Annotated in this window: 19 protein-coding genes; 10 read left to right on the top strand and 9 right to left on the bottom strand. The window is 66.0% G+C overall.

Annotation, left to right across the window (positions count from 1 at the left end; all coding sequences use genetic code 11):
- Positions 1–21 precede the first annotated feature (21 nt).
- Positions 22–1,923, top strand: coding sequence for a primary-amine oxidase (locus AC1DGD_RS04480; RefSeq protein WP_476856028.1), 1,902 nt, complete (start codon positions 22–24; stop codon positions 1,921–1,923).
- Between the two features lie 113 nt (positions 1,924–2,036).
- Positions 2,037–3,248, top strand: coding sequence for an alanine racemase (locus tag AC1DGD_RS04475; RefSeq protein WP_476856027.1), 1,212 nt, complete (start codon positions 2,037–2,039; stop codon positions 3,246–3,248).
- Positions 3,249–3,251: 3 nt separating this feature from the next.
- On the opposite strand, the gene AC1DGD_RS04470 is transcribed toward AC1DGD_RS04475, so the two are convergent.
- From AC1DGD_RS04470 to pxpA, 6 genes are all read right to left on the bottom strand, one after another.
- Positions 3,252–3,536 (bottom strand): hypothetical protein, encoded by a 285-nt coding sequence (locus tag AC1DGD_RS04470; RefSeq protein ID WP_476856026.1) that lies wholly within the window; start codon positions 3,534–3,536, stop codon positions 3,252–3,254.
- 191 nt (positions 3,537–3,727) lie between these two features.
- Positions 3,728–4,714, bottom strand: coding sequence for a 5-oxoprolinase subunit C family protein (locus AC1DGD_RS04465; protein ID WP_476856025.1), 987 nt, complete (start codon positions 4,712–4,714; stop codon positions 3,728–3,730).
- Positions 4,704–5,609, bottom strand: coding sequence for a 5-oxoprolinase subunit B family protein (locus tag AC1DGD_RS04460; protein ID WP_476856024.1), 906 nt, complete (start codon positions 5,607–5,609; stop codon positions 4,704–4,706). The genes AC1DGD_RS04465 and AC1DGD_RS04460 overlap by 11 nt, the downstream gene beginning before the upstream one ends.
- Positions 5,606–6,958 (bottom strand): acetyl-CoA carboxylase biotin carboxylase subunit, encoded by a 1,353-nt coding sequence (locus AC1DGD_RS04455; protein WP_476849514.1) that lies wholly within the window; start codon positions 6,956–6,958, stop codon positions 5,606–5,608. Before AC1DGD_RS04455 ends, AC1DGD_RS04460 begins: the two co-directional genes overlap by 4 nt.
- 2 nt (positions 6,959–6,960) lie before the next feature.
- Positions 6,961–7,200: an acetyl-CoA carboxylase gene (locus AC1DGD_RS04450; RefSeq protein WP_028276237.1), complete on the bottom strand. Its 240-nt coding sequence runs from the start codon at positions 7,198–7,200 to the stop codon at positions 6,961–6,963.
- 36 nt (positions 7,201–7,236) lie between these two features.
- Positions 7,237–7,944 (bottom strand): 5-oxoprolinase subunit PxpA, encoded by a 708-nt coding sequence (gene pxpA / locus AC1DGD_RS04445; RefSeq protein WP_476856023.1) that lies wholly within the window; start codon positions 7,942–7,944, stop codon positions 7,237–7,239.
- A gap of 216 nt (positions 7,945–8,160) precedes the next feature.
- Between pxpA and AC1DGD_RS04440 the strand changes: the two genes are divergently transcribed.
- On the top strand, positions 8,161–9,606 hold the full coding sequence (locus AC1DGD_RS04440) for a PucR family transcriptional regulator (RefSeq protein ID WP_476849515.1): 1,446 nt from the start codon (positions 8,161–8,163) through the stop codon (positions 9,604–9,606).
- Between the two features lie 214 nt (positions 9,607–9,820).
- On the opposite strand, the gene AC1DGD_RS04435 is transcribed toward AC1DGD_RS04440, so the two are convergent.
- Positions 9,821–10,861, bottom strand: coding sequence for a LacI family DNA-binding transcriptional regulator (locus AC1DGD_RS04435; RefSeq protein WP_476856022.1), 1,041 nt, complete (start codon positions 10,859–10,861; stop codon positions 9,821–9,823).
- A gap of 287 nt (positions 10,862–11,148) precedes the next feature.
- Between AC1DGD_RS04435 and AC1DGD_RS04430 the strand changes: the two genes are divergently transcribed.
- From AC1DGD_RS04430 to AC1DGD_RS04405, 6 genes are all read left to right on the top strand, one after another.
- Positions 11,149–12,168 (top strand): asparaginase, encoded by a 1,020-nt coding sequence (locus AC1DGD_RS04430; RefSeq protein ID WP_476856021.1) that lies wholly within the window; start codon positions 11,149–11,151, stop codon positions 12,166–12,168.
- A 102-nt stretch (positions 12,169–12,270) separates the two neighbouring features.
- Positions 12,271–13,158, top strand: a complete 888-nt coding sequence (locus AC1DGD_RS04425) for a polysaccharide deacetylase family protein (protein ID WP_476849518.1) — start codon at positions 12,271–12,273, stop codon at positions 13,156–13,158.
- Positions 13,158–14,546: an MFS transporter gene (locus AC1DGD_RS04420; RefSeq protein WP_476856020.1), complete on the top strand. Its 1,389-nt coding sequence runs from the start codon at positions 13,158–13,160 to the stop codon at positions 14,544–14,546. The genes AC1DGD_RS04425 and AC1DGD_RS04420 overlap by 1 nt, the downstream gene beginning before the upstream one ends.
- Positions 14,536–15,303 carry an SDR family NAD(P)-dependent oxidoreductase gene (locus AC1DGD_RS04415; protein WP_476856019.1) on the top strand — a complete coding sequence of 256 codons (768 nt, stop codon included), beginning with the start codon at positions 14,536–14,538 and terminating at the stop codon, positions 15,301–15,303. Before AC1DGD_RS04420 ends, AC1DGD_RS04415 begins: the two co-directional genes overlap by 11 nt.
- 20 nt (positions 15,304–15,323) lie before the next feature.
- Positions 15,324–16,046: an SDR family NAD(P)-dependent oxidoreductase gene (locus AC1DGD_RS04410; RefSeq protein WP_476849520.1), complete on the top strand. Its 723-nt coding sequence runs from the start codon at positions 15,324–15,326 to the stop codon at positions 16,044–16,046.
- Positions 16,047–16,086: 40 nt separating this feature from the next.
- Positions 16,087–16,488: a hypothetical protein gene (locus AC1DGD_RS04405; protein WP_476856018.1), complete on the top strand. Its 402-nt coding sequence runs from the start codon at positions 16,087–16,089 to the stop codon at positions 16,486–16,488.
- A gap of 152 nt (positions 16,489–16,640) precedes the next feature.
- Here the strand turns inward: AC1DGD_RS04405 and AC1DGD_RS04400 are convergent, their stop codons facing one another.
- Both AC1DGD_RS04400 and AC1DGD_RS04395 read right to left on the bottom strand, forming a co-directional pair.
- Positions 16,641–17,315 carry an FMN-binding negative transcriptional regulator gene (locus tag AC1DGD_RS04400; RefSeq protein WP_476856017.1) on the bottom strand — a complete coding sequence of 225 codons (675 nt, stop codon included), beginning with the start codon at positions 17,313–17,315 and terminating at the stop codon, positions 16,641–16,643.
- Between the two features lie 88 nt (positions 17,316–17,403).
- Positions 17,404–18,387, bottom strand: a complete 984-nt coding sequence (locus AC1DGD_RS04395; protein ID WP_476849523.1) for a DMT family transporter — start codon at positions 18,385–18,387, stop codon at positions 17,404–17,406.
- Between AC1DGD_RS04395 and AC1DGD_RS04390 the strand changes: the two genes are divergently transcribed.
- Positions 18,386–19,801, top strand: a complete 1,416-nt coding sequence (locus AC1DGD_RS04390; protein WP_476856016.1) for an aminotransferase-like domain-containing protein — start codon at positions 18,386–18,388, stop codon at positions 19,799–19,801. The two genes, AC1DGD_RS04395 and AC1DGD_RS04390, sit on opposite strands and share 2 nt — an antisense overlap.
- Position 19,802 lies beyond the last annotated feature (1 nt).

The following is a 19,802-nucleotide window of genomic DNA, read 5'->3' as shown; positions in this document are numbered from 1 at the left end:
GACCCGCAGAAGGAGAGCGCCGTGAGAAGGGCCGCACCGTCTCATCCGCTGGATCCGCTGAGCGCGGACGAGTTCCGTGCCGCGGCGGAGCTGCTCGCCAGCGCACAAGGCGTCACGTTTCCGGCGTGGCGGCTTGCCGCAATCGAGCTGATCGAACCGGAAAAGGCTGCCGTCGCCGCCTTCGAAGCCGCTGCCGACGCGCCGGCTCCGGAACGGATCGTCGGCGTGAACTGCTTCGAACGGTCCTCCAACAAGACCTACCAGGCGCGGTTATCGCTGACCCACGGGGTTGTCCTCTCCTTCACCCATATCCCTGGCGTTCAGGCGAACATGACCGTCGACGAGTGGGAAGAAGCTGACGCAGCGCTGCGCAGCCACCCGCAGGTGATCGCTGCGCTTGCCAAGCGCGGCATCACTGATCTGTCCCTGGTCTTCATGGACGTGTGGACCTATGGCCTGTCAATGATCCCGGAGAAGCACCAGGGGCGCCGGATCGGCTGGTCCGACACGTGGGTCCGTGCCCGTGCGGGCGCCAACCCGTATGCGGGGCCGGTCAACGGGTTCCACTGCGTCATTGACCTGGCGTCCATGGAGCTGCTGGACATCGAGGACACTTTTGCGGTGGACCGTCCCGAGATCATGGGCGAATATATCCCGGCGCTGATCCCGGACCGGCTCCGCGACGCAAGCACCCGCGAACCGCTCAAGCCGCTGGACATTGTCCAGCCCGAAGGCGTTTCCTTTCAGATGGACGGCAACAGGATCAGCTGGCAGAACTGGTCCCTGCGCGTCGGGTTCAACTACCGCGAAGGGCTGACGCTGCACCGGGTCAGCTATCGCGACGGCGGCCGCGAACGGCCGATCGCGAACCGCCTGTCCTTCGCCGAAATGGCCGTTCCCTACCGGGATCCCAGCGATGACCACTACCGGCGCACCGCGTTCGACGTCGGCGAATGGGGTCTGGGATTCATGACGACGTCGCTGGAACTGGGCTGCGACTGCCTCGGGGAAATCCGGTATTTGGATGCGGTCATGCACAATTCTGCGGGGGAGCCCTACACCATCAGGAACGCCATCTGCATCCACGAAGAGGATGGGGCGGTGTTATGGAAGCACATCGACCACGACGGCGGCATGGAAGTGCGCCGGATACGTCGACTGGTGATTTCTTTCCATGTCACCGTGGCCAACTATGAATACCTGGTGTACTGGCGCTTCTACCAGGACGGGAACATTGAGTGCGAGGTGAGGGCCACCGGCATCATGGTGGTCAGCCATTTCGGCGAGGGCCAGCAGCATCCGAGCGGAACGCTGGTGGACAACCGGACCTATGCACCCTTCCACCAGCACTTCCTCGTGGCCCGGCTCGACCTGGACATCGACGGCACCGCAAATACCGTTTACCGTTCGGAAACCGCGATGGTCCCGATGGGTCCGGACAATCCGTACGGGCTCGCCCTGCATCAGAACAAGACCCCCATCACGACCGAGGGGCACGACGACTACTCCTGGGAGACCCAGCGGGCCTGGACGGTGACGAACGACAACTCGGTCAATGGGCTCGGGACCCCGGTGTCGTACAAGCTGGTGCCCGGCGCAGCTTTCCCGTCGTTCTTTGACCCGGCATCTCCGGTTTTCCAGCGTGCGGAGGTCATCGGGCACACGGTATGGGTGACGCCCAACGATGCCGCGGAACGCTGGCCCGCCGGCGAATTCGTGAACCAGGGCACAGGCGGGCTGGGAATGCCCGAATGGGTGCGGCAGGGGCGGTCCGTTGAAAACACCGACGTCGTCCTTTGGTACGTTTTCGGCATTCACCACATCCCACGGCCGGAGGAGTGGCCGGTCATGCCGGTGGACACAGTCGCGTTCTGGCTCAAGCCGGCCGGCTTCTTCGACCGGAACCCGGCGCTGGACGTCTAGGCGGCCCGGGCCAGGGCGTGCCGCCAGAGGCACGTCACTCCAGTAGACACGTCAGTCCAGTAGATTTGTCGGAGTCGAGGCAGAATTTTGGGATCGAAGAACAGGGGATACGTGTGAGCAGGCTGAGCGGAAGATCGGACGGAACCGATGCGGACTTCGCGGCAACGCCCCTCACGGCGCCGGCGTATCCGCAACTGCGGCTCAACAGCGCTGCCCTCGAGAACAACATCCGGGTCATGGCGGCGTGGTGCCGGGAGCGGGGCGTGGATCTCGCGCCGCACGTCAAGACAACGATGTCGGCACCAATCATCGAGCGGCAGTTGGCGGCCGGCGCCGTCGGTGTCACCGTCGCCACCGTGGATCAAGTCGCCTCGGCACTGCGCTGGGGTCATCAGCGCGTCCTCGTCGCCAACGAGATCGTCGACAGGTCCGGGCTAACGCGTGTCCGTGCGTGGCTGGAGGAAGATCCCGCCCGGGAAATCCGCTGCTTCGTCGATTCGGCAGCAGGCGTGAAGGTGGCTGCCGAGATCTTCGACGGCGCGGCGGCCGACCTGGAGGTGCTGATCGACGTCGGAACTCCCGGCGGGCGCACCGGCATCCGCAGCCTGTCCGAGGGTCTGCGGCTGGCCGGGCTGGTCCGTGCCACGCCGGGACTGAGGCTGGTGGGTGTTGCCGGGTATGAAGGCGTCGTGCCCAACAGCAGGGCCGAGGATAACGTCACAGCGGTTGACCGGCACTGCCGGCTGGTGCGGGACATCTATCTGGAAGCGGCGGAGTTCTTTGAGACAGCCACTCCCATCTACTCCATGGGTGGTTCCGCGTTCCCGGACCGCGTGGTTGAGTTCCTTCCCGATCGCGGCCAGGTGCCCGGAACACGAATTGTTCTCAGATCGGGCTGCTACGTCACCCACGACCACGGCACCTATGCCGCCGTCAGCCCCGTTCCGGGACTCATTCCGGCGCTGTCCGTTCGCGCGATGGTCCTGTCCACCCCCGAAGACGGGATGGCCGTCGTCGGTGCCGGCAAGCGGGACCTTCCCTACGACGCCGGACTGCCCAGCGTCCTCTCGGTCCGGACCGCGGACGGAGCCCTCAAGCCCGGCGCAACCGCAGCGGTGCGCAATCTCTTCGACCATCACACGGTGCTCTCCGGGGTGTCCGGAGTGGATGTCATCGACACGCTGGATTTCGGGATTTCCCATCCTTGTTCCGCGTTTGACCGCTGGCCCGACTACGTCCTCACCGACGCCGACGGGCAGGACATGGATGTGTGGCAGACCGACTTCAGCCGGTCGTCCCTGGCCCCTGGCTACGCCCCGTCCTGACGATCAGTCCTTGAGCTGCCTGGTCAGCACTTCGAATTCCTCCACGCCCAGGATCTGCATGTGCTGCTCGGCGCTGGTTTCGGTGCGGATTTTGGCTGCGGCCTCCTGGCTGCCGGCGAGGGCCTGCTCGTCCGCCCACAGCGTGATTGACAGTGATTTGCTGTCCTTCCCCAGCAGGTAGTAGATGCCCAGGCATCCCGGCAGCTGGAGCACCCGGTTCACGGTGTCCTCCGACGGTGCCCCGGAGCTGTCCGGGCCGGGCTGATACGTGCTGACGCGAGCGAACATGTCCATCCTCCTAGATCCAGGTTCGACGGTTGGAGCGCCTGCCGCCCCAACCGTTGAACCGGGAGCTGGATCCTTGCGATGTCGCGCCCTGGTGGCGGGCGGCCTGGTCTCCTCCCACCAGTAAGGACCCGCGGGCACAGAAGCACAAGGTTCGTGTGCCGGTCCGTTCGCCCTGATCCGCCGGCCGCTACTCAGCCGCCGGCGCCGATGGCCGCACGGGCGTTCCTCTTGAGCTCGGCGAGTTCCTTGCGCGCCACAAGGGCCTCGTCCAGGCTGATTGCCACGAACCTGGTGGATGTGCCGGGGGCGGCCCGGGCCACCAGATCCATGTCGGCGCTGATGACCGTGCCCACCATGGCGTAACCGCCGCCGGAGACGGCATCGCGGTGCAGGATGATCGGTTGGGTGCCGCCGGGAATCTGGATGGAGCCGACAGCATAGCCGGCATCCACGATGTTGGACGGATCGGAGCCGGCGCCGAATGGCTGCTCCCGCTCCTTCCACTGCACCCCGGGACCTGAGTACCTCAGCCCCATCCGGTCAGCCACCGGGGTCACCTTCCACTCGCTGTGCAGGAGATTGTCCAGTCCTTCGTCGGTGAGCCGGTGGTCGTAAAGGCCCAGGACGATCCGGACGGCCTGTTCCTTGGCGAATAGGGGACGGAATTCCTCCGGAACTGTATCGGCGTCGGGCAGGGCTCCGGCGTTGAGCGGGGCGCCCACCGGAATCCGGTCCCCGGCCTCCAGCTTGCGGCCATGGAACCCGCCGATAGCGCCCAGGCTGTAGGTGGACCGGCTGCCGAGCACCTCGGGAACATCGATGCCGCCCTGGACGGCGATGTAGTAGCGCGTGCCTCCCCGGATGACCCCGAAGCTGAGTTCGTCGCCGGCTTTCAGCTGGAGCCGGGTCCACTGCGGCCGGGCGTCGCCGTTGACCTTGACCTCAACCGGTGCCCCGGTGACGGCGACGACGGCATCCTGGTCGGTGGTCAGCACCGGGCCCAGGTACGTGCATTCGAGGACGGCTTCCTTGGCGGTGTTGCCCACCAGGGCATTTCCGAGTTCGGCCGAGTATTGGTCCAGGGAACCGCTCTGCGGGATGCCCACGTTGTAGTGGCCGGTGCGTCCCTGGTCCTGGACTGTGGTGGCCAGGCCGGGGTTCTTGATGTCAAACGCCATTGAGGGCCTCCATGAGTTCCTGGTTGTAGCCCGCGGGATTCGCCAGCGCCCTGGACAGATCAAATGTCACGGGCACCTGCCGGTAGCGGAACGTTCCGGCGGAGATCTCAGACTGGATGGTGTTGTATTCGGCCTCGGTGACGGGCTTGAACTTCACGATGTCGCCCGGCTTGAAGAACACCATGAAGTCCTTGAAATCGGCCAGGGACTGGGCAGGATCGAAGATGGGCGCGGCAGCGACCCCGAACATCTGGTAGCCGCCGGCACCGCGCACGGAGTAAATGCAGCCGAAGCAGCCGCCGTGGCCCACGGTCAGTTTGGGGGTGTCGGTGCGCGGACTCAGATACTTGGGTACTTCGAGTTGCTTTTCCTGCTCCACCAGCTGGAAGAGGAACGGGAGGCCTGCGACGAAGCCAACCATGGAGACAAGCCATGGTTGCTCATGGTGGCGCTGAATGAATTCGGCGGCGTCCTTGAGGTTGTTGACCTTGGCTGCGTAGTCAATGTCGGTGCCGCCGGGCTCCTGATGGAATCCTTCGCGGAATCGCTCGGCCACTTCCGCCGTGAAAGGGTCTTCGTACCAGACCGGGACCTCGACGATCCGGGTTTCCAGCGAATGGTCGTGATGGTGCGCCAGATCCCCTTCAATGGTCCGGACGGTCTCTTCAAGGGTCGACGGCGGCAGGACATCGGGATCGAACCGCACCAGCAGCGAGGCGTTGGCGGGACAGATGTCCACGATGCCGGGCAGCTGCATGGCCGAAAGCTTCGCTGCTATGGACATCACCCGGAAGTTGGCGGCCAGGCTCATGGACTCTGCGACCTCAACGAACAGGAATTCGTCTCCGCCCCAGGTGTAACGGGCCTCCAACACGGCGGGTTCCGGGCTGCTCATTGTGCCTCCATCAGATCGGGGACGGTTTCAAGGAATTTCGAGTGGTGGGTGACGGCCGCAAATTCGGGCCGGCTCAGCAGCTTCTTGTGCACCGGGATGGTGGTTTTGACGCCTTCGATGCGGGTCTCATCCAGGGCCGTCAGCATCGCCTCAATGGCCGCTTCGCGGGTGTCCGCATGCACAATCAGCTTGGCCATCAGGGAGTCGTAGTACGGAGTGACCGTGGAACCGGTCTCCACCCCGGTGTCCACCCTGACGCCTGCGCCGGCGGGCCAGTCCATGGCCGTGATGAGGCCAGGGCTGGGGAAGAAGTGGTGGTCGGGGTCCTCGGCATTTATACGGCATTCGATGGAGTGGCCATTGAATGCGATGTCGTCCTGGCGGAGGGACATCGCCCCGGTGAACGCGATCTGCAGCTGTTCGCGGATCAGATCGACGCCCGTTATTTGCTCGGTGATCGGGTGCTCAACCTGGATCCGGGTGTTCATTTCGATGAACGCCGCTTCATGGTTGACCGGGTCATAGAGGAATTCGACCGTTCCGGCGCCGCTGTAGCCGCACTCGCGGGCGAGTTCCACGGAGGAATCCCGGATCCTCTGGCGGACGTGGTCCGGGAGGTCCGGCGCCGGTGCTTCTTCAATGACCTTCTGGGAGCGCCGTTGCATAGAGCAGTCGCGGTCGCCGAGATGGATGAAGTTTGTTCCATCGCCGAGGACCTGTACCTCCACGTGACGGGCATGCTGGACAAAGCGTTCCAGGTAAACGGTGGGATCGCCGAAGACAGCAGCCGCTTCGCCGCGTGTCTGCTCAATGGATTCCAGAAGCTTGCCTTCGCTGTGCACAAAGCGGATGCCCCGGCCGCCGCCGCCGGCGGAAGCCTTGATCACGAGCGGGTAGCCGATGCTGCGGGCGATTTCTACGGCGTCGGCCGCCGGATCGAGGGGGCCGTCCGAGCCACGGAGCACGGGGACGCCAGCCTTCCGGGCCGATTCCCTCGCCAAGGACTTATTGCCCATCATGGCGATGGCGTCCGCACGCGGCCCCACCCAGATCAGGCCCGCATCAGCGACCTTCCGGGCGAAGTCCGCATTCTCGGAGAGGAACCCGTAGCCCGGGTGGACGGCATCGCAGCCGTTGTCCACGGCCGCGGCGACGATGGCGTCCTGGTTCAGGTAGCTGGCGGTGGCAGGCGCCGGACCCACCACGACGACGTGGTCAGCGGACCGGGCAGCCAAGGATTCGACGTCGGCTTCGCTGGCCACCACGAATGTTTCGATGCCCATTTCACGGGCGGTCCGGGCGATGCGAACGGCAATCTCGCCGCGGTTGGCGATGAGCAGTTTCTTCATGGCTATCCTTCCCGGACGACGACGATTGCGTCGCCTGGGTTGACCATGTCGCCCTCGTTGACCTCAAACGACTCCAGGGTGCCGGCCACATCGGACTGGATTTCGGTGAACTGCTTCATGATTTCGATAATGCCGAGGGTCTGTCCGACCTCGATGGCGTCGCCTTCATTGGCGAAAGGCGGCTTGCCGGGGCCGGGCTTGCGATAAAAGACGCCGGGGAGCGGGGAAACGATGGTTGCCACGGGATGCTCTCTTTCAGATGGTTTGGATAGATCGGTTCAGCCCAGGACCGCACGCACTGCGGTGGCCACTGCGACAGAATTGGGTGCGTCGGAGTGGACGCAGATGCTTTGGAACCGGATGTCCAGCTCGGTGCCGTCAACGGCGAGGACGGGCTTGCCGGCCAGCGCCCTGCTGACACGCTCGGCGGCGGCGTCGGGATCGGTGGGCGCCGGGCGGCGCTGGATCAGCAGCTCACCGGCCGGGCCGTAGTTGAGGTCAACATAGAGTTCGGGCACGAAATCCACCCCCATGGACCGGCACACGCTTTCGTGGGCGGTCCCCGCGAGCCCGAAAAACGGAACGCCGAACTGCAAGGCTGTGCCGGCGGCAGCCTGCATCAGTTCCTCGTCGCCGGCCAGCATGCCGTAGAGGGAACCGTGGGGTTTGATGTGGTTCAGTTCCAGCCCGTACTTTGCGAGGAACGCCGTCAGGGCTCCGGTCTGATACAAGATGATCGATTCGACCTCGGCCGGGGTGAGAACCATTCGGCGGCGTCCGAACCCCACAATGTCCGGCAGGCCGGGGTGCGCTCCGACCGCCACGCCGTGCTCAGCAGCCAACGCCACGGACCGTTCCATGACGTCGGGATCGCCGGCGTGATACCCACAGGCCACGTTGGCGACGTCGATGATGCGCATGAGTTCTTCGTCGTTGCCGAACTCGTGGAGGCCAAGGCCTTCGCCCATATCGGAGTTCAAGAGCACACGCCTTTGACCGAAAGGAGAGGCGGGGGGAGCGCTGAAGGGAGAGGCGTGGGCTGAGGTGCCTGAAGAAGTGTCGGGAGTCACATTGGGTTGCATGGGTGCAACGCTACTCAGCAATTCACGTGCCCGATATTGTGCAGGTCGCTGAATCTGCGGGCATCAATTATGGTTATTGCACTGTCCGGTGGGGGACGCCCGCCGTAGTGGGAGGGCCCCGTGCGAATTTCTGATTTAGCAGACAACGCCGATCTCAACATCCGGCTTCGGGTTGCGGGCGGCGAGGGCCGACTGGCCCGGCCCATCACCTGGTGCGCTCCCACCGAACACATGGACCCCACGCCCTTCCTCAGCGTGAACGCCCTGGTGCTGACCAACGGCATGGGCTTGAACGTCAAGGACTTCAGGACCTGGGACGCCTACGTGGAACGGCTGGTTTCCGTCCCCGTCTCAGGGCTGGCGTTCGGCTTGGGCGCGGCGCACAGCGAGCTGCCGGCCGGCCTGCTCCGTGCCTGCGAGGTGCACGGCCTGCCGCTGCTGGAGCTCGCGCCGCAGGTGCCCTTTGTGTTGGTCATGCGGCACGTGGAGCGGGTCATCGCTGCCGAGCGCTATGAGGAGTTGCGGAAGGGCTGGGAACTGGCGGACCAATGCACCCGGTTGGCGGCCGACGGGCATTCTCTGGCGGAGGTCCTGGAGAGGGTGGCGGATGCCATCGATGCGAGGGTGGCCGTGATCGACCAGAACGCCTTCGAGCTTGTTTCCGCGGGAGCGGCTCACGGCGGGACCGCGCGGACCGCGTTGCGCCTTCCCAGCGGCGAGTCCGAGCAGTTCAGGCTTGCCATTGAGGGGATCGGGAGCAACATTGTGCTGCAGCCCATTCTGGGCCCCGTGGCCGCTGTCATCGCTATGCAGCTTAGCTATACCCTCGGGTCCCATTCGCCCTTGCATTCCCGGGAAGCCGCACGCTTCATGGAGGCCCTTTATGAGGACCGCGGCGAGCCGTCCACGCCGCTGCGCCGCTACGCCCTCGAGTCCGGCTTCGATCCTGACAGCGACTGGGGTGCGGTGCTGATCGGCAGCTCAGAAGAGGTGGCCCCCGCAAAGCTGCGCGCCATCGCATGGCGCGCCCGGGTGGGTCTACAGGCCGGGTTCGGCACTGTGCGGTTCATGGAAGAGGCCGGACTCACGACTCTCTTGTTGCAGCACCGGCACTCGGCGGCCGACTTACTGGATGCTGCGCGCGGATTCTTTACGGACGCCCCGGAACTGTCCGTCATCGTCTCGGAATCCGCGGGCCTCAGCGAACTGCCGCTGGCGCTTCAGCTTGCCCGCCGTCATGTGGGACGGCCCGGGGTGCACCAGGCGCCGCTGGCAGATCTCGCCGGCATTGTGCAGGGACTGCCCAGTCCGGGTCTGGTTGCGATGTGCCAACGGCTGCTGGCGCCCCTGGCCTCCGACGGCGGCAGCTCGCTGCGGGAGACCTTCGGCGCGTACCTGCGCCACAGCGGGAACTCCGCGAAGATCTGCGATGAACTCTTCATCCACCGGAATACGCTCAGCTACCGGCTGCGGAAAATCGAGGAGCTGCTGAAACTGGACCTGTCCGATGGCGAAGTCCGCGCCACGTGCATGCTCGCCCTCGGCATCGTTGCGGCCGCCCGCTAAAGGGACTGGGCAGTTTGCACTAAAAGTCGCCCCAATCTTGGGCGAACCTCCGATAGGACGCTGTGACCCGGGTCACTACTCTCAAGTCATGGGCTCCTCAACTCATGGGCGTGGAGCCTGCACGGTTGGGCTACGGATTGACGGACGGCGCGTGCCCGCATGGCCGCCCGAGTCCACCCACTGATTCGACTGACTGGAGGATTCTCTTGCAGTGTCACGCCGCGATGCCGAAGCCGCTGCTTTCCCGCACGCACAGGACCGGCTCCAGCCTGACCGATTCGACCTCCCGGCCGTCCAGGACGCCCTTGAGGAGCTGCACCGCCGTCCGCCCGATATCAAGCATGGGCGAGCGGACCGAAGAGAGTGGGATGGGAAGTTCCGCGGCCAGCGAGGTGTCATTGAAGCCAACCACCGCCACGTCGCGGCCGACGCCGAGGCCATGGGACCGCAGGGCTCCCATGGCGCCGATGGCCGCGAAGTCGTTGACGGCGAACAGTGCAGTCGGGTGGGAGTTGCCGTGAGCCAGGATGGTCTCGGCCGCTTCCCGTCCTCCGCCGGTATCGAATCGGGACCACACAACGGCGTCAGGGGGAATCTTCCCGCCCAGCGCACGCCAGCGGTCCACGAAACCGGCCGTCCGGTCGACGGCCGTGCTGGCATAGGGCTCGCCGGCGATCACGGCGACGTCCCGGTGCCCCATGCCCCACAGGTGGTCGGCCACAAGCTCGCCGCCAAGGACGTCGTCGCAGGTGGCCGACGGGAAGCCCGGGACGCGCCGGTTCATGAGCACGAACGGCACCTTCCGGGAGGCAAGCTCCCGCAACAGGCCGCTGTCCAGGTGCGCGTCGCCGATGATCAGCCCGTCCACGCGTCGGGCCAGCATGGAGTCCGTCTTGCGGCGCTGTTCCTCGGGCTCATCGCGCGAGTTCATAACAAACGTGGAATAGCCGAGCTCCGCCGCGGCTTCGTCGATGCCCTCGTACATAATCGCCAGAACGAGGTCCGAAAGCCGGGGAACTATCACGCCCATGAGATGCGTGCGCCGCGTCCGCAAGCCGGCGGCCTGCGGGTCGGGGGAGTAGCCGCGCTTCCGCGCGAGCTCGCGCACGCGTTCGGCGGTAGCTACAGAGGCTGCCCCGCGCGCCACTTCGGAGCCCGAGTGCAGGATCCTGGATACGGTCGAGGGGTGGATTCCGAGCTCGCTCGCGAGATCCTTCAGCGTGACGGTGCGGCCATCGGCCGTGCTCTCTTCCATTCAGTCCCCTGCCTCAGCTCAAAAGGTCGTCATCACCAAGAGTGCCTGATAATGCCCGGATCTCTGGTCCAGGCACTCTTGACGTGTCCCACCTCACATTCTATAGTCAATCAAACGGCGTACCCAATCGATTGGGTAGACGGAATCCCGGGAGCCGGCGGCGAAGTATTTACCCCCCTGAAACTTCCGGGAGCATCTGCAGGAAACATGGCAGGAATAACTTTTAACTAACAACCCAATCGATTGGGTAAGCGTGCGGAAACAGTTACAGAACAAACGGAGTGGACATGACCGTCACAGATTTAGTTGGCCCCCACGTGGTCCTGCTGGCCACGGGAGGAACGATTTCTTCACGTGCGTCCGAGGCCGGCGGAGCCGCGGTGGCGTCCGACACGGGGGAGCAGGTGTTTGCCAGCATGGGCGTGCCAGCGGCCCATCCGGTCCGCGTGTTCGACGTTTTCCGGAAGGGCTCGTACCTGCTGACAGTCGAGGACATGATCGCCATCTGCGCCACGATTCGGGAGGCCTTGGCCGACCCGCAGGTTCTGGGCGTCGTGGTCACCCACGGGACGGACACGATGGAGGAAACGGCCTATCTCGTTGACCTCACCCACGATGATCCCCGCCCGGTCGTGTTCACCGGAGCGCAGCAGGCTGCCGACGCCGACTCCCCGGACGGACCCGGCAATCTGTCCCGTGCCATCGCCGTCGCCGGTTCTCCGCGGGCGCGGGGAATCGGTGTGTTGTTGGCCTTTGCCGGGACCATCTTCCCTGCGGCCGGAGTGCGCAAGCGCCACACAACCAGCCTCGACGCCTTCGCCAACCCGGACTTCGGAACCGTGGGATCGGTGTCCGACTCCGGCGAGGTCGAGATCCAGCCGGTACGACCAGGCCTTCCCCCGTTGCCCCTGCCGGGCGCGGACGCCGGTTCGCCGCGCGTGGACCTCATTGCTGCCTACCCCGGAGCCGACGCCACCCTCCTGCGGGCTGCCCTCCAGGCCGGGGCGGCAGGGATCGTGCTCCAGGGGACGGGAACGGGCAACGCTAACCGCGTGCTGTGCCAGGAAGTCGCGCGCGCCACCGCTGCCGGCGTCGTGGTGGTGACGAGCACCCGGGTGGAAGCCGGTGCCGTAGTGCCCCGCTACGGCGACGGCGGCGGCGAGGACCTGCGCGCTGCCGGTGCCATCCCCGCCGGGCTGCTCAAGCCATCCCAATCGCTTGTCCTGCTGAGCCTTCTGCTCAGGCTCGGCAGTCCCGCCGCCGGGATCGCGGAGGCCTTCGCCCGGAGGGGCACGCTCCCTGACTAGTTCATCCCGCCCAAAGCCAAGCGTCACCAACAATCCACAGCCCAAAGACAAACCTCAACAAGAAGCCAAACCTCAACAAAAGCGCAGTGAAAGGTTGATCTCATGACTAAGGACATCCAAGTCGCGTTCGGCGTGGACGTGGACGCAGTTGCCGGAATGCTCGGCTCCTACGGGGGCGAGGACTCGCCCTGCGATATCTCCCGCGGCTTGTTCAGCGGCGAGGTCGGCGGCCCTCGGCTCATCCGGCTTTTCGAGAAGTACAGCCTGCCCGCCACCTGGTTCGTGCCGGGCCACTCGATCGAGACCTTCCCGGACCTGACGCGGATGATCGTCGACGCCGGGCACGAAATCGGCGTGCACGGGTACTCGCATGAAAACCCCATCGCCATGACCCGCGAGCAGGAGACCGCCATCCTGGACCGGTCGATCGAACTCATCGAGAAAGTCTCCGGCCGTCGGCCCACGGGCTACGTTGCTCCCTGGTGGGAATTTTCCCCGGTCACCAACGAGATCCTGCTCGAACGCGGGATCAAATACGACCACTCCCTGATGCACAAGGACTTCGAGCCCTACTACGTCCGGGTCGGCGACAGCTGGAAGAAGATCGACTACACCAAGGCCGCGGAAACCTGGATGGAGCCGCTGGTCAGGGGCACCGAAACCGACCTCGTCGAGATCCCGGCCAACTGGTACCTGGACGACCTGCCTCCCATGATGTTCATCAAGGCGGCCCCGAACTCCCACGGATTCGTCAGTCCCCGGGACGTCGAACAAATGTGGCGCGACCAGTTCGACTGGGTGTACCGGGAAATGGATCAGGCCGTCTTCACCATGACCATCCATCCGGATGTCTCGGGCCGCCCCCAAGTGCTGCTCATGCTCGAGCGCCTCATCGAACACATCAATTCCCACGAAGGCGTCAGCTGGCTGAAGTTCGACCAGATCGCGGACTCCTTCCTCGCCCGCAGCCCCCGAAAGGAAAACCAGTAATGACCATCCAGCAGCCCGCCGTCGATCTGACGCAACCCGGACCGGACGAAAAACGCCGCTTCCCGGTATTCTCCAAGCACCACACAACCGTCGCCACCGTCCTGGCGCTCTGTGCCTGGACGGTCGCCGTGTTCGACTTCGGACTTTTCGGCACCCTCCTGCCGGCCATGCAGCAGGAGTTCGGCTGGACCGCGACCGAAGCGTACGCAATCAACACCTGGATCGCCGTCGGCACCGCGATCGTCTGCTTCGGAATCGGCCCGGTCATTGACCGGCTCGGCCGCCGCAAGGGCATGATGACCACTATCGGCGGGACCGCCATTGTCTCGGGCCTGACGGCCCTGATTCCGACCGGGATCCCGTTCCTCAGCAACGGCATGCTGGTGCTGGTCCGTTCCTTCGGCGGGCTCGGGTTCTCGGAGCAGGCCGTCAACGCCACCTACATGAACGAGGTCTACCAGGTCACCGAAGTCGCGGATAAGCGCAAGCGCCCCGGCTTCCACTACTCCTTCATCCAGGGTGGCTGGCCGCTGGGCTTCCTGCTTGCGAGCGCCCTCGCCCTCGTCTTCCTCCCGTCCCTCGGCTGGCGCGCCCTGTACCTGATGGCGACCGTTCCGGCCGCGATCATCGTGTGGGTCATCGCAAAGAAACTGAAGGAGACGCCGCAGTTCGAACTGCACCACAAGCTGACCCAACTCGAGAAGAGCGGCAAGACCGAGGAAGCCCATTCCCTGGCCCACGCCTTCGGCGTCGAGCACTCCTCCGCGGCCCCGCTCAAGCGCATCTGGGAGCCGCACCTGCGCCGGAATACGATCGTCTTGTCGCTGGCCTGGATCTTCAACTTCTTCGGCATCCTTATTTTCAGCATTCTCGGCAGTTCTGTCCTGAAGAACGCCAAGGGTGTGGAACTTTCTGACGCCTTCTGGATGCTGATCGTCATCAACGGGCTGGCGTACTTCGGCTATGTCTTCCATGGGTGGCTCGGTGACAAGATCGGCCGCAAGCGGACCATCATCGGAGGCTGGATTATCTCCGGCATCTCCTTCGCCATCATGCTCAGCCCCCTTGCCACGGACCCCTTCATGATCATCGTCACCTACGGCGCCGGACTGTTCTTCCTGGTCGGACCGTACGCCGCGATCCAGTACTTCATGGCGGAGTGCTACCCTGTCAGCTGCCGTGCCACCGGCACAGCCTTTATCGGCGCAATGAGCCAGCCCGGCACCATTCTCGGTGGTTTCCTGTTCACGCTAGCGGCCGCCAGCGTAGGAACCGGTGCTGCAGCCTTGTGGGTCGGCGCGGCCGGAACCCTTTTCTCCGGCCTGCTGATGATCGCCGCGAAGCCGCCGGTCGAAGCCCTGCTCGAGGACCACCCCCATGACGCCTGAGAACAGGGTGGCCGTGATCACCGGAGCGGCCAGCGGCATTGGACGGGCCCTCGCGGTCCACTACGCCCACCGCGGCGTGCATTCTGTCATCGGAACCTTTCCCGGCGACCCGCACGACCCGGAGGAAACCCTTCGCCTCGTGAAGGACGCGGGCGGCCAGGGGGTCATCCACGAAGTGGACGTCCGCAGTACCGCGTCAGTCGATGCCTTCGCCGACCGCGCCATACAGGAATACGGCCGCCTGGACTACGCGGTGGCCAACGCCGGAATCCTGCGCAACTCGCCGCTGGCGGAGATGACCGACCAGCGCTGGCACGACATGCTCGACGTCGACCTCACCGGCGTGATGCGGACCCTGCGCGCCGGTTCCGCGAAGATGACCGACGGCGGATCGCTGGTTGCCGTATCCTCCATTGCCGGCGGCGTCTACGGCTGGGAGGAACATGCCCACTACGCAGCCGCCAAGGCCGGCGTGCTCGGCCTGATCCGCAGTGTGGCCGCCGAGTTGGGGCCGCGCGGCATCCGCGCCAACGCCGTTATCCCCGGACTGATCGAAACTCCCCAGTCCCTGGATCCGGTGAATTCCCTCGGGCCCGAGGGCCTGCAGCGCGCCGGTCTGGAAATCCCCTGGGGCCGCGTCGGACGGCCCCAGGAAGTTGCCAGCGTGATCGGCTTCCTGACCTCCGATGACGCTGTCTACGTCACGGGCCAGTCCCTGATTGTTGACGGCGGCCTCACCATCAAGATGCGTGCCTGAAAAGCCTCGGAAGGACAAACATGAACAACCCTGACGCCTCCCGAAACACGGAGGGCCGCGCCGTTGTGGTCACGGGCGGAGCCAGCGGCATCGGCAAGGCCATCGCCGAGGCCTTCACCGCCAACGGCGACAGAGTCGCCATCCTGGACCGGTCGGGCGCGGCGGGAAGCATCGCCGTCGACGTCTCAGACGAGGCGAGCGTGAAGGCGGCCTTTGCCGCAGCACGGTCCCGGCTCGGCAGCATCGACATTCTTGTGAACAGTGCCGGCCTGCTGACGGAATCGCCGCTGGAAGACATGACACTTGCCATGTGGAACGAGACGATTGCCGTTGACCTGACCGGTGTCTTCCTCTGCTGCCGGGAGGTGGTGGGGGAGATGCGGCAGCAGAAGTGGGGCCGGATCATCAACATCGCCTCCCAGCTGGCCATCAAGGGCGGCACCGGGCTCAGCCACTACAGTGCCGCCAAAGCCGGAGTCGTGGGGCTGACCAAGGCCCTGGCCCTGGAAACGGCCGCCGACAACGTGCTGGTCAACAACATTGCCCCGGGACCCATCGAAACGCCCCTGGTTGACGGCATCTCGGAGGAGTGGAAAGCGGCGAAGCGTGCCGGGCTGCCGCTGCTGCGCTTCGGGCTGGCGGCCGAAGTTGCCCCGACGGCGCTGCTCCTGGCCAGCGATCCCGGCGGCAACCTGTACGTGGGGCAGACACTCGGGCCCAATTCCGGCGACGTCATGCCCTAGGAGGGACGCTCACATGTGCGGTGCGTGCGGACGAAATGTGGTGAGCGATCCCGTCCTGGGCCCGGCCAGAACGCTGCGGCAGCACCTGATCGTCGCCCAAACGATCAATGGTGCCAGCAAATCCTGGCCGGGAGCCCCGAAAGTGGCCGCGACCAGCGGCGGCTGGCTGGTCGCGGGACCGACGGGAGCCACAGTGGCCGTATCAACCGTGCAGGCGCTGTGGTCCGCTGTCCTGCTGGGCGGGCCGGGGCCGCAGCGGCAGGACCTGCGTGCCGCCGGGAACCTGGGAGCGGGTGAACTGGGCACGGGTGAAGTGGGAGCGGGTGAACTGGGCACGGGGGCGCTGGGCGCCGGGGAACCGGACCCGGGGGAGTTGGCGCGCCGGGTGATGAACCTCGGCCACGAGATGGCACAGGATTCCGCTACGGAAACGGACACGTGACACGCCACAGGTCAGGCGCTACGGGGATCCCCCTAGCGCCTGACCTTTTCCGCGGCGCCGGCCCGAATTCGTAGCGAAAACCTAGCGAAACGGCCGGGCCGGGCCCAGGTGCCGGGTCGGCCATCAGGATGCAGGCGCAGCCGGTGCCAGGATCAGGAAGCAGGACCGGCCGGGGAGTCGGAGTGCGGGCAGTGAATCTGCTCGCGGCCCTCACGTGCGTTCTCGACGTCCGCGGCGCTTGCCAGGTCACCGCGGGCCCGCAGCCCGGCCACCACACCGTCAACATCGGCGTCGGGCCGGTTCTGGCTGAGTTTCTGCTTCGCCTCGATCCGCGTGATGAGAAGCTCGACGCCGACGATCGCGCGCAGCTGGCCGGCAATGTAGCGCTCCGGGGCATCCTCGACAGTCCAGGGCAGCTCGGAGCCGGCCTCGTTGTGGTTGCTCAGCCGCCTCACATGGCTGGCGAGCCAGGCGGGATCGTCGTGGATGACCAGGGTGCCGTACACGTGGGCCGTGGAGTAGTTCCAGGTGGGAACCACGCGTCCGTGCTCCGCCTTGGACGCGTACCACCGCGGCGAGATGTAGGCGTCCGCGCCCTGGATAATGGCGAGCGATTCGCCGAGGGCGGGTTCAGACCATTGGGGGTTGTTGCGGGCCAGATGCGCGTGCAGGGCGCCGTGCTCACCGGCCGAGGGGTCGAAGACGAAGGGCAACAGCGTGGCAAGCATGCCCTTCGCGGTGGCGGTGACCAGGTTGGCCGCGGACGGGCGCGTGAGCAGATGACGGACTGCATCGGGGCCGGCGGCGAAATGTGCGGGGATGTACACGGAACTTCCATTCGGATCGCGGATCGGTCTGGGGCTGGGAGGCTTCGGGGGCGGGGCAGGTGATCAGATCAGCCGGATTGTTTCACTGTCACAGTGCCCTCGCGTTGTCCTTCGGGCTGTCCAGCACGAACGGATTGCTTCCCGCCGCCCTCGCCGCACTTGGCCGGGAGCGGACGGCCAGGCCGGCACAGAGGATGACCGCCGTGCCGCCGATGATGGTCGCCCAGGTCAAGTCTTCGCCCAGTATGAGCCCGGCCCAGCAGATGCTCAAGACCGGCTGGACGAGTTGGATCTGGCTGACCTGCGCCATGGGTCCGATGGCCAGGCCGCGGTACCAGGCGAAGAAGCCGAAAAACATGCTCACGACGCCCAAGTATGCGAAGGCCGCCCACTGCACCGGAGTAGCAGAGGGAGGCTGGCTGGCCATAGAGAACGCCGCGATGCCGGCCATGAGCGGCGAGGACAGAACGAGGGCCCAGGAGACGGTCTGCCACGACCCGAGTTCGCGGGCCAGCAGGCCGCCTTCGGCGTAGCCGATTGCCGCCGAGAGGACGGCGCCGAACAGCAGCAGGTCGGCCAATTGCAGTTGCCCGATGCCGCCGGACTGCGCAGAGGCGAAACCAATCGCCGCCACTGCGCCCGCGCCGGTGATCACCCAGAAAGGCCTGGGCGGCCGTTCATGGCCGCGGATGACCGCCATCGTTGCGGTCGCCGCGGGGAGCAGCGCAATAACAACCGCGCCGTGGCTGGCGGGAACCGAGGTGAGGGCGAAGGAGGTCAGCAGCGGGAATCCGACCACCACCCCGCCGGCGACCACCGCAATACGCGCCCACTGGGCGCCCCGGGGCAGGCGCTGCCGGGTCAAAGTGAGGGCGAACGCGGCGAGAACGGTCGCAACAACAGCCCGGCCCGATCCGATGAACAACGGAGACAACCCCGCAACCGCCACCCGGGTGAACGGCAGAGTGAAGGAGAATGCGGCGACGCCGACGAATCCCCACCACAGTCCGGCTGCCGGCCGGGACGATAACGGTTGATCGATTCCCTGAGTAGCGCTACTATTGTCTTTCATGTCTTACGATAGCACTTCGCAGATGGCGGCGCGGCTCCGGGAATGGATTGCGGCCGCCGCGCCGGGCGCGCGGCTGCCTTCCACGCGTTCCCTGGTCGCCGAGTACCAGGCCAGCCCCGTGACCGTGCAAAAGGTCCTGCGGACCCTCTCCGCGCAGGGCCTGATCGAGAGCCGCCCCGGCGTCGGGACGTTCGTGCGGGCCGTTCGAACAGCCCGGCCCGCGGACTACGGCTGGCAGACGACGGCGCTGGGATCGCCCCGGGCGCCGCTCCGCCCCGTCTCCACTGCGATGCGCAGCGCCCCAAATGATGTCATCGCCTTCCATTCAGGCTATCCGGACCGGGAACTGCTGCCCGAGCGGCTGGTCAGGGCGGCCCTGACCCGGGCTGCCCGGGGTGAGGCTGCCCTGTCACGTCCGCCTGCAGCGGGCCTGCCCGAGCTGCAATCCTGGTTCGCGCACGAGCTCCGGGCTGCCACTGGGGCCGGCGTCGCCCCGCCAACGCCGCGCGACGTGATCGTACTCCCGGGGAGCCAGGGCGGGCTCAGTTCCGTGTTCCGGGCGCTGGTCGGCAGCGGGCAGCCGCTGCTGGTGGAATCCCCGACCTACTGGGGGGCGCTCCGGGCTGCGGCGCAGTCCGGTGTCCGGGTTGTTCCGGTACCCAGCGGTCCCGAAGGCCCGGACCCCGAGGACCTGGCCCGCGCCTTTGGCGAGACCGGCGCGCGGCTGTTCTACGCACAGCCGAACTATGCCAATCCCACTGGCGCGCAATGGCCGGCCCGTCTGCGCGAGCAGGTGCTCGACGTGGTGCGCGAACACGGTGCATTCCTGGTGGAGGATGACTGGGCACATGATTTCGGCATCACCACCGATTCCGTGCCCGTTGCCAGCCTCGACGATTCCGGCCACGTCGTCTACCTCCGCTCGCTGACCAAGAGCGTGTCCCCGGCCATACGCATTGCCGCGGTGATCGCCCGCGGCCCGGCGCGTGAGCGCATTTTGGCCGACCGGGGAGCCGAATCGATGTATGTCAGCGGTGTTCTCCAGGCGGCCGCCCTCGACGTCGTGACGCAGCCGGGATGGCAGACGCACCTGCGCGGACTGCGGCTGCAGCTCCAGTCCCGCCGTGATCTCATGCTCAGCAGCCTGCGGGAACTTGCCCCGCTGGCCCACGTGGAGCACGTGCCCACGGGCGGACTCAATCTCTGGGCCCGCCTTCCCGACGGGACCGACGTCGACCAGTTCGTCGGGGACTGCGAGGCCGCGGGGGTCATCATCGCGGCCGGTACCGAGTGGTTCCCGGCCGAACCGGCCGGACCGTTCATCCGGCTGAACTTCGCCGGACCCAATCCGGGTGCTTTCAGGGAAGGCGCGCGGATCCTCGGCCAGGTGCTCGAACGCACCGCCGGGCGGTAGT

The sequence above is a fragment of the Arthrobacter sp. 05T45 genome, assembly GCF_056395875.1.
The sequence above is the reverse complement of the archived record's forward strand: the minus strand, read 5'-3'. Positions and strand labels throughout refer to the sequence as shown.

Excerpts from the sequence above, each read along its gene's own strand:
- AC1DGD_RS04470 (WP_476856026.1), bottom strand. The coding sequence starts at position 3,536 with ATGTTCGCTCGCGTCAGCACGTATCAGCCCGGCCCGGACAGCTCCGGG.
- AC1DGD_RS04465 (WP_476856025.1), bottom strand. The coding sequence starts at position 4,714 with ATGGCGTTTGACATCAAGAACCCCGGCCTGGCCACCACAGTCCAGGAC.
- AC1DGD_RS04460 (WP_476856024.1), bottom strand. The coding sequence starts at position 5,609 with ATGAGCAGCCCGGAACCCGCCGTGTTGGAGGCCCGTTACACCTGGGGC.
- AC1DGD_RS04455 (WP_476849514.1), bottom strand. The coding sequence starts at position 6,958 with ATGAAGAAACTGCTCATCGCCAACCGCGGCGAGATTGCCGTTCGCATC.
- AC1DGD_RS04435 (WP_476856022.1), bottom strand. The coding sequence starts at position 10,861 with ATGGAAGAGAGCACGGCCGATGGCCGCACCGTCACGCTGAAGGATCTC.
- AC1DGD_RS04430 (WP_476856021.1), top strand. The coding sequence starts at position 11,149 with ATGACCGTCACAGATTTAGTTGGCCCCCACGTGGTCCTGCTGGCCACG.
- AC1DGD_RS04425 (WP_476849518.1), top strand. The coding sequence starts at position 12,271 with ATGACTAAGGACATCCAAGTCGCGTTCGGCGTGGACGTGGACGCAGTT.
- AC1DGD_RS04420 (WP_476856020.1), top strand. The coding sequence starts at position 13,158 with ATGACCATCCAGCAGCCCGCCGTCGATCTGACGCAACCCGGACCGGAC.
- AC1DGD_RS04415 (WP_476856019.1), top strand. The coding sequence starts at position 14,536 with ATGACGCCTGAGAACAGGGTGGCCGTGATCACCGGAGCGGCCAGCGGC.
- AC1DGD_RS04410 (WP_476849520.1), top strand. The coding sequence starts at position 15,324 with ATGAACAACCCTGACGCCTCCCGAAACACGGAGGGCCGCGCCGTTGTG.
- AC1DGD_RS04390 (WP_476856016.1), top strand. The coding sequence starts at position 18,386 with ATGTCTTACGATAGCACTTCGCAGATGGCGGCGCGGCTCCGGGAATGG.
- AC1DGD_RS04395 (WP_476849523.1), bottom strand. The coding sequence starts at position 18,387 with ATGAAAGACAATAGTAGCGCTACTCAGGGAATCGATCAACCGTTATCG.